The organism is Streptomyces sp. NPDC027189 (assembly GCF_055566975.1).
This window is the reverse complement of record NZ_JBVHRI010000052.1, coordinates 1-12,078: the sequence shown is the minus strand read 5'-3', so window position 1 is coordinate 12,078 and position 12,078 is coordinate 1. Positions and strand designations below refer to the sequence as shown.

The 12,078-nt window shown below is 66.7% G+C and carries 12 protein-coding genes and 1 pseudogene; 9 read left to right on the top strand and 4 right to left on the bottom strand.

Annotated elements, in window-relative coordinates:
* The first annotated feature begins 91 nt into the window (after window positions 1-91).
* The 8 genes and pseudogenes from ACZ4RZ_RS48650 to ACZ4RZ_RS48615 all read left to right on the top strand — a co-directional run bounded on the left by ACZ4RZ_RS48650 (window position 92) and on the right by ACZ4RZ_RS48615 (window position 5,782).
* Window positions 92-634, top strand: coding sequence for a TetR/AcrR family transcriptional regulator (locus ACZ4RZ_RS48650; RefSeq protein ID WP_467754074.1), 543 nt, complete (start codon window positions 92-94; stop codon window positions 632-634).
* A gap of 64 nt (window positions 635-698) precedes the next feature.
* On the top strand, window positions 699-986 hold the full coding sequence (locus tag ACZ4RZ_RS48645) for a YciI family protein (RefSeq protein WP_467754073.1): 288 nt from the start codon (window positions 699-701) through the stop codon (window positions 984-986).
* Between the two features lie 386 nt (window positions 987-1,372).
* Window positions 1,373-1,945 (top strand): dihydrofolate reductase family protein, encoded by a 573-nt coding sequence (locus ACZ4RZ_RS48640; protein WP_100830143.1) that lies wholly within the window; start codon window positions 1,373-1,375, stop codon window positions 1,943-1,945.
* 160 nt (window positions 1,946-2,105) lie between these two features.
* The gene (locus ACZ4RZ_RS48635) at window positions 2,106-2,894 is read left to right on the top strand and encodes a hypothetical protein (protein ID WP_467754072.1); all 789 of its coding nucleotides are present in this window, start codon (window positions 2,106-2,108) and stop codon (window positions 2,892-2,894) included.
* A 184-nt stretch (window positions 2,895-3,078) separates the two neighbouring features.
* Window positions 3,079-3,564, top strand: a complete 486-nt coding sequence (locus ACZ4RZ_RS48630; protein ID WP_467754071.1) for a hypothetical protein — start codon at window positions 3,079-3,081, stop codon at window positions 3,562-3,564.
* Window positions 3,561-4,478 (top strand): Crp/Fnr family transcriptional regulator, encoded by a 918-nt coding sequence (locus ACZ4RZ_RS48625; RefSeq protein ID WP_467754070.1) that lies wholly within the window; start codon window positions 3,561-3,563, stop codon window positions 4,476-4,478. Before ACZ4RZ_RS48630 ends, ACZ4RZ_RS48625 begins: the two co-directional genes overlap by 4 nt.
* Before the next feature lie 702 nt (window positions 4,479-5,180).
* Window positions 5,181-5,453, top strand: a pseudogene (locus ACZ4RZ_RS48620) (transposase); the annotation flags it as partial.
* The gene (locus tag ACZ4RZ_RS48615) at window positions 5,450-5,782 is read left to right on the top strand and encodes a hypothetical protein (RefSeq protein WP_467754068.1); all 333 of its coding nucleotides are present in this window, start codon (window positions 5,450-5,452) and stop codon (window positions 5,780-5,782) included. The pseudogene ACZ4RZ_RS48620 and the gene ACZ4RZ_RS48615, both read left to right, overlap by 4 nt.
* A 347-nt stretch (window positions 5,783-6,129) precedes the next feature.
* Here ACZ4RZ_RS48615 and ACZ4RZ_RS48610 read toward each other — a convergent pair whose 3' ends face one another.
* From ACZ4RZ_RS48610 to ACZ4RZ_RS48595, 4 genes are all read right to left on the bottom strand, one after another.
* Window positions 6,130-7,368, bottom strand: coding sequence for an IS110 family RNA-guided transposase (locus tag ACZ4RZ_RS48610; RefSeq protein ID WP_467754067.1), 1,239 nt, complete (start codon window positions 7,366-7,368; stop codon window positions 6,130-6,132).
* Between the two features lie 262 nt (window positions 7,369-7,630).
* The gene (locus ACZ4RZ_RS48605) at window positions 7,631-7,987 is read right to left on the bottom strand and encodes a hypothetical protein (protein ID WP_467754066.1); all 357 of its coding nucleotides are present in this window, start codon (window positions 7,985-7,987) and stop codon (window positions 7,631-7,633) included.
* Between the two features lie 92 nt (window positions 7,988-8,079).
* Window positions 8,080-10,113, bottom strand: coding sequence for a cell wall-binding repeat-containing protein (locus tag ACZ4RZ_RS48600; protein WP_467754064.1), 2,034 nt, complete (start codon window positions 10,111-10,113; stop codon window positions 8,080-8,082).
* Between the two features lie 450 nt (window positions 10,114-10,563).
* Window positions 10,564-11,121: a GNAT family N-acetyltransferase gene (locus ACZ4RZ_RS48595; protein ID WP_467754063.1), complete on the bottom strand. Its 558-nt coding sequence runs from the start codon at window positions 11,119-11,121 to the stop codon at window positions 10,564-10,566.
* 372 nt (window positions 11,122-11,493) lie between these two features.
* Here ACZ4RZ_RS48595 and ACZ4RZ_RS48590 point away from each other — a divergent pair, with 372 nt between their 5' ends.
* Window positions 11,494-11,961: a hypothetical protein gene (locus tag ACZ4RZ_RS48590; protein WP_467754062.1), complete on the top strand. Its 468-nt coding sequence runs from the start codon at window positions 11,494-11,496 to the stop codon at window positions 11,959-11,961.
* Window positions 11,962-12,078 lie beyond the last annotated feature (117 nt).

Below are 12,078 nucleotides of genomic sequence, written 5' to 3'. Positions count from 1 at the left end.
GTCCTACAGTTCCGGCATCCGCCTAGGACATCCGTCCTAGGCGTGGGTGAGTGCCGCGAGGTGGATGCTGGTGGGTACGCGGGAGCAGATCGTGGACGCCGCGAATCGCCTGTTCTATGAGCAGGGGTTCGAGCGGACCTCGTTCGCTGCGATCGCCGAGACCGTCGGGATCTCCCGTGGGAACTTCTACTACCACTTCAAGACTAAGGACGAGATTCTCGAAGCGGTGATCCAGGCTCGCCTGGCAAGCACACGGGAGATGCTGGCAGCGTGGGGCGAGGGACCTGCCGGCCCGCTGGAGCGGGTACGTCGGTTCGTCGAGATCGTCATCACCAACCAGGGGGACATCGAGAACTACGGATGTCCGGTCGGGACGCTGACCAACGAGTTGGCCAAGCTAGGCCATCCCTCCCGCGCACACGCGGTCGGCGTGTTCGAGGTGTTCCGCACCTGGCTGCGGGGGCAGTTCGAAGAACTCGGGCGAACGGCGGACGCCGACGACCTCGCCATGCATGTCCTGACCTTCAGCCAGGGCGTCGCGACGCTGTCGAACGCCTTTCACGACCGCGACTTCGTGCGCCGCGAGGTCGCTCGGCTCAACACCTGGCTGACCGAGCAGATCGCCATTCCGTGACCGGGCTGCTCCTCCGTACCAAACCCAGTCAGGGCACTTTTCCACTCCCAGCAAGGAGACCGACGTGTACATCGTCCTGCTTCGTTTTTCCGACAACAAAGCCGAGGCGCCCAAGCACATGGCCGAGCATCAGGACTGGATCCGCCGCGGCATGGACGACGGCGTGTTCCTCCTGGTCGGGAGCATCCGGCCGGGGCAGGGCGGTGCCGTGCTCGCCACGGGGCTGACGCCCGAGGCGCTCCAGGCGCGAGTCGCCGAGGATCCGTTCGTCGTCCACGATGTCGTGACCGCGGAGGTCATCGAGATCGACCCGAACCTGACCGACCCGCGGCTGTCCTTCCTCACCAACTGACCGGATCAGGAAGGACGAAGACCCGTGGGCCTCTTCCTCGCTCCCGATGGCCGGCGACAGGCGTCACCAACGTCGTGGCCTCCTACACCTAGGCCGTTTCGTTTGGATCACCGAGCCCGACGACATCAAGATGCCGCGTCACCGGTTGCGGCCATGCACCGCTCGTCGCTGTTCGCTGCCGGTAGTTCTCGCGATCGGGCACATGTGTGGCTTGCCGAGGTGATCCGGATGGCCGAGGCCGCCGGAAGGGGCGGGCGACGGCCGATGAGTTTCTCCGTGATCCGCAGTCAGAGATCATAGTTGGTGCACCGCAGTCACGAGCGTGGTCGAAGCGTGCACCGTCCGAACCCGCTGAGAACCAGACACGAGACACAGAGGAACCTTAGATGCGTACCCTGATCAGCACCGCCTTCATATCGCTCGACGGCGTCGTGGAGGCCCCGGGCGGCGAGCCCGGTTACCGGAACTCTGGGTGGACCTTCAAGGACATGGAGTTCCTCCCCGAGGCATTCGACATCAAGGGCCGGGAGCAGAAGGAAGCCACCGCGATGTTGATGGGCCGGGTCAGCTACGAGGTGTTCAGCCCGGTGTGGCCGGACATGGAGGACTTCGCCGACTACAAGGTGATGCCGAAGTACGTCGTCTCCACCACCCTCACCGAGGACGACCTGGTTTCGAACTGGGGCGAGACGACGATCCTGCGCTCGCTCGACGAGGTCGCCGCGCTGAAGGAGACGGAGGGCGGGCCGATCATCGTCCACGGCAGCGCCTCCCTGAACCAGAGCCTTTCGGATGCCGGCCTGATCGACCGTTACCACCTGCTCGTCTTTCCGCTCCTGCTCGGCGCGGGCAAGCGTCTGTTCAGCGCCACGGACAAGGACACGCAGAAGCTGAAGCTTGTCGAGCACGAGGTCTACGCCAACGGCCTGCAGAAGAACGTCTTCGACGTCGTCCGCTGACAAGGCTCCCGCACTCGCCCTGCCGTCGCGTCCCCGGACGTGGCACTCGTCGGAAGGACCTGCTCGGCGGGCGTTGGATCACCGCGCGGACCAGAGGAGGATACCCGCGATGTGGAGCCCGGCCAGGTAGATGGTCGCGGTCTTTTCGTAGCGGGTGGCGATGGCCGCACTCCGCGACCTCACCACCAGGTTCTCCGCCGAGTTCGCCGTGAGGGCCTTCATCAACGCCTTCCCGGACGAGACCCTGATGACTCTCACCCAGTGGACGGCCGACGAGCACTACCACGTGCGCCGCCTGTGCAGTGAGGGGACCCGGCCCAGACTCCCCTGGGCAAGCCGACTCGGGACACCAGTCGACTACGCGGTGCCGCTCCTCGACAGCCTGTACACCGACACCACCCGCTTCGTGACCCGCTCGGTGGCCAACCACGTCAACGACCTCTCGAAACTGGACCCCGACCTGGCCGTCGACACACTCCAGCGGTGGAGAAGGTCCGGCCGACAGGGTGCCAAGGAATTGGACTACGTCGTCCGTCACGCCACACGATCCCTGATGAGACGGGGCAACCCGCGTGCACTGGAACTGCTGGGCGTCCCCCTGGAACCAGCCGTCACGGTCTCGAATCTCACCCTCCCCGACCGGGTCGAGCTCGGCTCAGAACTCGCATTCTCCTTCACGATCCGCGCCGAGGAAGACACCGAGGTGATCGCCGACTACGCGCTTCACTACCCGGACACCGAGGGCAGGCTGACCGGCCGCAAGGTCTACAAGCTCAGGCGACTCTCACTCGCCAGGCGCGAGCAGGCCACCCTCACGAAGCGACACCTGCTCCGCCCGGGCATGGCAACGCGCACGATCCGTCCCGGCCGCCACGAACTGGAGCTCCTGCTCAATGGGCGCACACACACCAAGCACTCGTTCTGGGTCACCGCCCCGGCCTCCCACTGACTGGGCGCCGCCCCAGCGTCCGCCTCCGCCCAGGTCCGTACCGGGCGCCGCTGACAATGACAACGCCCTACCAGCCCGTACGTAAGCGCCCTCACATACCTGCACCCTGCACCGCTCCTAGCGTCGAAGCCGACAGGGCCAAGAACAGGAAACAGAACACCCAGGCCAGGACAGGGAGCTCACCATGACCACCACCTTGCGGGTATCTCCCACCACCGCCGTCATCCCGGTCCACGCGCTCTACGGCGCCGCGGCCGGGCTGGTCGGCGGCATCGGCTTCGGCATCTGGATGTCGGTGTCACGCCCGATGGCGGACACCGCGATGATCACCATGGTGGCCGGACTGCTCGGCTCCACCAACGCCTTCGTCGGCTGGCTGATCCACCTGGCCATCGCCCTGTTCGCGGGCATCGGTTTCGGCGTCCTGCTGGGCGAGTTCGCCCAGAGGCTCGCGCCCGCCGTCGTCCTCGGACTGGCCTACGGCGCCGTCTGGTGGACCCTCGGCGCCCTGTGGATCATGCCCGCCAACATGGGCATGCCGGTCTTCGAATGGAACGACGTCACCAGCTCCAGCCTCGGCGGCCACCTGGTCTTCGGGCTGCTCGCCGGCCTGACCTACGCCGGCCTCGCCCAGACCATGGGCAAGCGGACCGGCACGGCCGGGCGATGACGCCCACCCCGCTCGCGTCGCCGGACGGCACCGGGCCCCCGCCACCGGGTGCCGTCCAGCGCGGCAGCACCCCCGGCCCCGGCCCGGTGTCCTACTGTCTGACCGAGGGCACCGACGCACTGGCCAGCCCCCCATGGGGCGCCGCGCCACCGCCGTGGGCACCAGGGCGACGTGAGGAGGCCACGCACATGATCGAGCGCGACGACGCTGCCGACGATCCGGACCGCACTTGGTGCATGTCCGAGGTCGACATCTTCCGCGACCTGTCGGAGCCGGAGATGGAGGCCATCGCCGCCGCGGCCCCCATGAAGACCTACTCCGCCGGGGAGATCCTCCACTCCCCGCAGCAGCCCAGCGAGGTGCTCTTCATCCTCAAACGCGGCCGGGTCCGCATCTTCCGGGTCTCCGCCGACGGCCGCGCCCTCACCTGCGCGATCATCAGCCCCGGCACGATCTTCGGCGAGATGGCGCTGCTCGGCCAGCGCATGTACGACAACTTCGCCGAGGCCCTCGACGACGTCACCGTCTGCGTCATGAGCCGCGCCGACGTGCACAAGTTCCTGCTCGCCGACGCCCGCATCGCCGCCCGGATCACCGAGATCCTCGGCCACCGCCTCGCCGACCTCGAACAACGCCTGTCCGACAGCGTGTTCAAGTCCGTCCCGCAGCGCATCGCCACCACCCTGACCACTCTCGCCGCGCGCAACCCCGGGACCCCGGCGGGCCGCCTGCGCCCCGGCGCCCGCCACCCTCAGATCGCCCTCACCCACGAACAGCTCGCCGCCCTGGCCGGCACCTCCCGCGAGACCTGCACCAAGGTCCTGCACGACTTCGCCGACCACGGCCTGCTCCGCCTGGCCCGAGGTCGCATCACCGTCCTCGACCCGGCACGCCTGCTCGACGAAGCCGGATGACCACGACCTGATCGCGGACGGGGCACGAGCACCTCCGGGCACGGCTCCCCTGGGAGGCGGATCCCGAAACCCACCCCCAGTTGGCTCCCAAATGGCTCCCAAAACGGGGCCGGACAACAAATCAGGCCCGGTGCTGATCTCTCAGCACCGGGCCTGACCTGGTGTTACAGCTGTCGGGGTGGCGGGATTTGAACCCACGACCTCTTCGTCCCGAATAATGTGCGGAAAGATCGCTGACCAGGATCGTTGAGTATATGGGCAGGTCAGCGCCTTGGCGTGCGTTGGTTGGCGTGGGTGCGGCGCGGCATCATTTTCTTGATCCACTCCCCGTTCACTCCCCAGGGCGTGCCCGTGAGGAACGGTCCGCTGGTAGTCGTTCCTCATACTGTCCGCGAGGAAAAGGAACAGCCCGGGGCGTAGCCCCGGGCTGGATTCTTGTGCTCAGGCTCATCGCGGCATGAAACCGGGCTTCTCCTGTGCCAACGAGTGAAGCCGTCCAAGGTAGTCCTGTGCCGCCGGTTCGGACTGTACCGGCGCCGCATCTCGGCAGCGAGTTCGCGGCTGGTCATGATGAGCGACGGCACCGACTGACGGTCACCTTCGAGGGCCCGGTCGCCCATGATGAGTGCCTGTTCCAAGTCACCCTCACGCGCTGCCGTGACGCCCAACGTGACGCGGGCTTCAGCGTTCCGCATAGGAGAACTGCTTGCGTTCTACGACTTCCCGGCCGAGCACTGGATCCACCTACGGACCACGAACCCCATCGAGTCGACGTTCTCCACCGTCAAGCTCCGCACCAAGGTCACTCGCGGCGCAGGAAGCCCGGCCGCGGCCCTCGCGATGGTGTTCAAGCTCGTCGAGTCCGCTCAGGCTCGCTGGCGCGCGATCACCGGCGCCCACCTCGTTCCCCTGGTCCGCGCGGGTGCCCGGTTCGAAAACGGCGTCCTGGTCGAGCGAGAGGGGACAGCCGCGTGAGCGAGATCCCCGGCCCCGGCAGCCGTCGTAGCAGCGTAGAACTGCAGATTGACCGGGTCATCGTCGCATCCCTGGAACAGGCCACTGTCAGTGTGCGCTGCCTGCGGGGACCGGTCCGTCGCGGTGCCCGCTTCAACCGGCTCAGCGGTTCAGCCCAAACATTCGACCTGAAGCTGACGCAGGCCGTCTTCTTCAGGGATCGAGTGGCAGCACTCGACACGGGCTTCACCGCCTTCGTGACGCTCCGAGGAGAGAGCGTTCAGCATCTCAAGTCGGGCACCTTGGCCTCCGGGTGGCAAGTCATCGAAGGCACCAACCCGTTGTCCTAACCCAGCGATCCACAGGAATGGACAACTACTCCAAGCTCCTGGGCTTCCTTGACTATGCCGTTGCGCCAGCGAGTAGTTGGTCTCTCAGCCATGGGCGGGACCGTACAGGGCAGGACTGACAGCGAACCCTCCACGATCGGCGCAGCGGCCGACATGGCATCACGTGCACGTTTTCCAACTGTGGTGGTGCGGCGCTGGGCTGCGTCCGGGAGCATTCACCTGGGTTCATGGGCGGTTGACGAACGCGACGACGACGGTCCTGGGTCTCACTTGAACGGCATTGAACGGAGATGAATGAGACGGAAACTGATTCGAAAATCCACCATCCACGTATCGGTAGCCGATGGTCAGACGGATCCTTCCGTCTGCAGGGTCACGTGGTAGCCGAGTTGGTTGAGCTGGCTGACTAGGCGCCGTGTCTGCCGGGCCCGGCCGGTGCGTTCGATGAAGTACCGGCCGCCGAGGTCGGCGTATTCCGAGTCGCGGGTGAACATGTGCCAGACGGAGATCAGGATCGAGTGCTGGAGGGCGACCAGTGCTCTCTTCTTGCCGCGGCGGGAGGCGATGCGCCGGTAGCGGGCGGCGAGGTAGGTGTCCTTGGTGCGCGAGGCGGAAACGGCGGCCTGGCCGAGGGCGGCCTTGAGCCAGGGGTCGCCGTGACGGGTCCTGCCCGGGCCTGTTCTGCCGCCGGACTCGTTGTTGCCGGGGCAGACACCGGCCCAGGACGCCAGGTCGGCGGCTGTCGGGAAGCGGGCGATGTCATCGCCGATCTCCGCGAGAATCACCTCGGCGGTGCGGGTGTTCACACCGGGAATGGTCACGAGCAGGTCGATTCGACGGCGTAAAGGTGCGATTTGTTCGTCGATCCGCGCATCAAGCCGCTTCTCCGTGGCGGTGCAGGCGTCGATGCGGTCGAGCATCACGCGGACCAGGAACGCGTGATGGTCGATGAACTGGCCGGTCAGGGCCTCGATCAGGGTGTCGGTCTTGCGCCGCATGGAGCCCTTGGCCAGGTCGGCCAGTACGTGTGGGTCACGGGTGCCGGTGACAAGGGCCTCGAGCATGGCCCGGCCGGAGACCCCCAGGATGTCGGAGACCACGGCGGACAGTTTGATCCCGGCGTCCTCCAGCAGCTTCTCCAGCCGCTGTGCCTCGCGGGTGCGTTCGCGGATGACCTCGGTGCGGTAGCGGCTCAGGTCCCGCAGCTGCCGGATCGGTTGAGGGGGCACGAACGAGGGCCGCACCAGGCCGTGTTCGACCAGCCGGGCGATCCACTCGGAGTCTTTCACGTCGGTCTTGCGGCCGGGCACCGCCTTCATGTGCCGGGCGTTGAGCAGCCAGCACTCCATCTCGTGTTCAAGCAGGTAGAACACGGGCTTCCAGTAGGCGCCGGTGGCTTCCATGCCGACGACCGTGATGCCTTCGGCGAGCAGCCAGTCCCGCATGGCCAGCAGCCCGGACGTCATCGATGAGAAGGTCCGGGTCTCCTTGTGGCGGCGCTTACCCGGTCCGGGCAAGCGGATCGTCACCTTCACGTCCACCTTGCTGATGTCGATCCCGGCACAGCGTTCGTGGATCACGTCCATCCCCCGGCACCCCCTTCGCGTTCACGGCCGTGGGCGCGTGACCGGCCGACGGGGGTCCGGCAGGCAGAAGAAACTGATTCACGTGCTCGAAGCAACACATCCGGGTGCCTGACGTTGGACCCCCAGCGTCCTACTGAGACACGGGCTCCGGATCGCACCAAGTTTCCTCGACGTCCGCCGGGCGGCCACACCCCGATTTTCACGCCCACCGGGTGGGGCCGTCACGCCCCCGGATTACTGAGACGGCCCGAAGCATCGGGCCTTACTCGATGCTCTCGGAGCGTTCTCGAACCTGGTCGTCCAACTTGCCTTCCTCCAAGTCGCTTAGAGCGGCCGCGTACCCAGCCATGACCGCCTCGTGTACGACGTCGTGGAGGTCCACAGGGATCGTGTCGAAGATGCCGGAGCAGATGTTCGCTGCTGCGTCATACGCGGATCGGTAGTGCGGTTCACGGATGCCGGGCCTGCTGGCCACTGGCCTCGCCGCGGCCGCGACGGCCCTCCTGCTGACCGCGGCCCCCGCCGGTGCCGGCTTCTGGCTGACGGCAGCGGTCCCAGCGACGCTGGTCGCCCTGTTCTTGCTGGCAGGGGTCGCGGTGGCGCACACCTCCGCGCGCACCGGCCCGACCGGCTCGCGCTCGCGAGATGTCCCCGGCCGATCCGCCGGTGGTCCGGGCCGCCCTCTGGGAGGAAGGCGACCCGGACACGGGGTCACTTCGAGACTGTCACCTTGAGCGGGGCCAGATCCGGGCTCGGAACGGGCTTGCCGGTGCTCGCAGTGCTCGCGGACAACGGCTGGGAGGCCGGGCTCTGCGGGATGTCACCCTTGTAGTACGGGGTGTACACGTAGGTGCTGTCCACGCCGATGGCCCTGCCGATCAACGGGACCACCTTCGCGTCGACGGAGCCGTTGCCGCCGAACACGGCCACGTGGTTCAGGCTCGCCGACGTGCGCATCATGTACCACTTGGTGTCATACGTCAGCGAGGTGACGTCGGTCCACAGCAGCGGGCCGAACGTGGTCATCGCCGACGACGCGGAGACGCCGCCGCGCCAACTGCCCACGGAGGCCACCGCGGCGTCCGACGGCGACGACCACCAGAACTCGGCGAGCCTCGCGGCGACCGGCGCCGGACTGCCGCCGAAGCGGTAGTAACTGTACTTGCTGGGCCAGTAGGGCAGCTTGCCGGCGTTGTACGCCTTGGCCAGCGCCGACTCGGCGTCGACCCCCACCGTGATGATCTTCGTCGTGCTCGGGCTGTACTTGTTCAGGTAGCCGTACACGGACGCGGTCATGGTCGAGCCCTCGGTCAGCAGTACGACCGCGGTGCCCGAGGTGCCCATGGCGCCGGCGGCGGAACTGGCCGCGAGGGCGTTGTGGTAGTCCGTGCCGGTCGCCAGGAACACGTACTTCGGCGCACTGGTGATCGTCTTGGCCACGGCCACCGAGGTGGAGTAGCGCGAGACGTCGGACAGCCGCTTGGCGACGTACCCGAGCGAGGTCACCTTGGACGCCACCGAGCTGCTGAGGATGCTGGTGCCGCCGACCAGGTAGACGGTCTTGCCCTTGGGCAGCATGCGCTTCAGCTCGGTCTGGACGGAGGAGTCCAGGCCCGTGCGGGAGGTCATCAGCACCGGTCCGTGCTTCTTGCCGGCCAGCGAGGTCGCGGTGGTGGCGTACGCGGAGTCCGACTTGCTGATCAGGACGGCCGAGCTCGCGTTCATCAGGCCCGGCACGCTCTTGCCGAGGGTATTCCACGTCCACTTGGACGACGCGATGTTGGTGTCGTAGGTGTCGGAGCCGTAGACCCGGGAGATCGCGTTCTTCCGGAGCGGCTGCCAGGCCACGTCCGTCCCGTCGGCCATGGGCACATGCGTCTCCGTGCCCGTGCCGAGGTCGTGGATCCATATCTGCGAACCGCTGGGGCCGGTGTCCGGGCTGCCGGTGAAGTAGGTGTCGTACGCGATCCGGTCGCCCTTGGGCGACCAGGCGGGACGGTTGTGGTCGGCGGGGTCCGTGGTGACCTGGGTCAGCCCGGTGCCGTCGGCCTTGACCGTGAAGAGCTGTTTGTGTCCGGCGACGGTCCGGGTGAAGACCAGCGACTGCCCGTCGGGGGACATGCTCGGCTCGTCCGCGTTGGCGGCCACCTTGGTGAACGCCTTGGTGGGGCCGTTGTAGACCCAGACGGCCGGAGTGCCGGTGGTGGAGCAGCTCGTGCCGGTGCGTACGAAGGCCAGTTTGCCGTTGACGGCGCCGCTGGCCTTGGAGTCGCAGCCGTCGACGTCGGTGCCGAACAGGGCCTGAGGAGCGCGGGCGCTGTTGGCCACGGCCACCCGCAGTCGGCCTCCGGCGGTGAAGACGATGTCGCCTCCGCCGTACCAGAACGTCGGGTCGGTCGGATGCCAGCCACTGCCCGCCGGCATGACGATGTCGTTGCCCGATATCGACTCCTGGGCGTACGTCTTCGTGCGGAGACGGCCGTCGGCGGAGCCCACGTAGGCGATCTGGCTGCCGTCGGCGGACCAGGCGGCCTGATTCGCGGTCTCGTAGAACTGGACGCTCTTGGTCCCGTCGGGGTTGATGTAGCGCAGCGAGCCGAGTTCGTTGTACAGCAGCCTGCCGTCCGTGGCCGGCCAGCCGGTGGTGTCGGCGGTCGCCTGGCCCGGGAGCCCGGCGACGAGACCGGCCGCGAGTGCGGCGACGGTCGTGAGCGCCGCGAATCCGCGACGCGTAGAGATGTTCAATGTGCCCCCACAGGTGAATGGATGGCTGCGTTGCCCCTCCCCCGAGGCGAACGGACGGCATCGTGTTCGTCGTCCGTACGGCAGCGGCGAAACTTTAGCGCCGTGCCACGGCATCTGTGGAGGCAGGGGCACCCGGTGCCGACGCGCCCGTGGACAAGTCGCGGGAGATGATGCTGAAGGGTCCCGCGGTTCGCGGCGGGCCCTTCAGCATCATGCCCGTTATTGATAGACCCACTTGAACGACGGTGAAGGCCGCTGAACGAGACGATTGGTGCGGGCCAGATCCGGTGCAACCTTCTGATCCGTAGCTCTAGCCGGTCCGGTCAGCGAGGGTCTTACCGGTCACGTTGAGTCGTCTGCGGGCTGTTGCGGTACATGGTCCGTCTTTGGGGTTGCGGTACTTCGCTGCTGTACCGCAACCAGCGTTGCAGCGCCCGAGGGGGCGAGTCATCAGAGCTCGCTCATCGAGTGCAGTTGGGTGAACTCGTCAGCGAGCATGCCCAGAATGACGAGATCGTGGTGCCGACCGGCGAGGAACACGTGATCGCGAAGGCGACCCTCCTCGACGAAACCGAGCCGACGATGGAGCGCCAGCGATGCCTCGTTGTGCGCGAAGATCCGCGCTCCACACTTATGAAAACGCCGCTCGGCGAACATGAAGCGCAGCAGCATCACCACGGCTTCTGCCGCGTAGCCTTTGCGCCGATGATCAGCGCCCATCGTGACGCCGTACTCGAACCAGCCCGCACGTGGATCAGCCCGGTGCGAGCCGACAGCACCGACTATGTCGCCCGTGTCGACGGCTTCGATCGCCAACTGGAAGCAGTCGCCATCGGACTTGGCAGCAGCCTGCTCCTTCGCCCAGGCACGGTAGCCCTCGGCGGAACGGGGTGGGTGCAGTAGGTCTCCCAACCGCTCCTCGTCGTCGGCGAAGCGCATGAACGTGGTCCAGTCGTCGGGCTCGATGCCGCGCAGGCGTACCCGCTTGCCCGTCCAGAACGATGTCATCCGCCATTGGATCAAGCCGAGGCATCCGGCGTCCAGATCGAACTCGCGCTCTCAGCTTGGGACGCTGCGTGGATCAAGTGGGTGTTCGCAGACTGACCTGGGCGAAGTGCTGGTTCGCGGCCTCGGCGCGTGCCATCGCTGTGGTATCCCGCTGTTACAAATGGATCTGTTGCACTTGTGGTGCCCCGGCCACCACCGCCTTGTAAGCCTGGTGGTGCGGGATAGCGAAGGCAGGCAGGTCACGCCACGCACCGAGGGTCCGTCGTCCAGCGGGGTATCTCGACTGCGGTGAACCATCGCTGGCCGTGACTGACCGCACCATGTGGCACGGCTGTGGCACACGCGACTTCGGTGGCCAGTAGCTTGATCGGCATGGCCACCCAGATAGTCACCTTGGTCGGCGTCCTCATCGGCGCCCTGACGTCCTACCTAGCGACGGCGATAGCCGAGCGGGCAAAGTTCCGACGCACGATGACTACCCGTTGGGATGAGAGGAAGCTCGATACCTACATCGAGTACATCTCATGCGTCAAAGAGATCATGAGAGCCGCCAGGGAAGCTTTGCGGGCTCGTGACCGGGAGGAGGACACAACCGGTGCGCTGGCGGAGATGGAGGCGATCGAGGCCAAACGATCGATCCTTTTCGAGAGCTTCATCCTGTTGAGCGACGAAGCTGCTGCCACTGCTGCCCACGTCGTCAATCAGCAAGCCTGGGATCTACTACGAGTGACACGCAATCCCGCCAACGGGGAGGCCGCCCTCGAGGAGGTTCCACTGGTCACGGCCCTGAACGCTCTTCATGCGGCGGCGCGAGCGGATCTTGCGATAAGGCGCGGCTAACCAGCCTGATGGACGAGGGTGTGGGTCTGCTGCAGGTTTGGGTGACAGGTTCGGTCACGCGAGCTGGAGGGCCGGTGTGGTCATGACGGTCTCGAATTCGATGGGGGTCAGCCGGCC

Bases quoted from the DNA above. Each gene is read 5' to 3' on its own strand.
- ACZ4RZ_RS48640 (WP_100830143.1), top strand. From the start codon at position 1,373: ATGCGTACCCTGATCAGCACCGCCTTCATATCGCTCGACGGCGTCGTG.
- ACZ4RZ_RS48635 (WP_467754072.1), top strand. From the start codon at position 2,106: ATGGCCGCACTCCGCGACCTCACCACCAGGTTCTCCGCCGAGTTCGCC.
- ACZ4RZ_RS48630 (WP_467754071.1), top strand. From the start codon at position 3,079: ATGACCACCACCTTGCGGGTATCTCCCACCACCGCCGTCATCCCGGTC.
- ACZ4RZ_RS48625 (WP_467754070.1), top strand. From the start codon at position 3,561: ATGACGCCCACCCCGCTCGCGTCGCCGGACGGCACCGGGCCCCCGCCA.
- ACZ4RZ_RS48610 (WP_467754067.1), bottom strand. From the start codon at position 7,368: ATGGACGTGATCCACGAACGCTGTGCCGGGATCGACATCAGCAAGGTG.
- ACZ4RZ_RS48595 (WP_467754063.1), bottom strand. From the start codon at position 11,121: ATGACATCGTTCTGGACGGGCAAGCGGGTACGCCTGCGCGGCATCGAG.
- ACZ4RZ_RS48590 (WP_467754062.1), top strand. From the start codon at position 11,494: ATGGCCACCCAGATAGTCACCTTGGTCGGCGTCCTCATCGGCGCCCTG.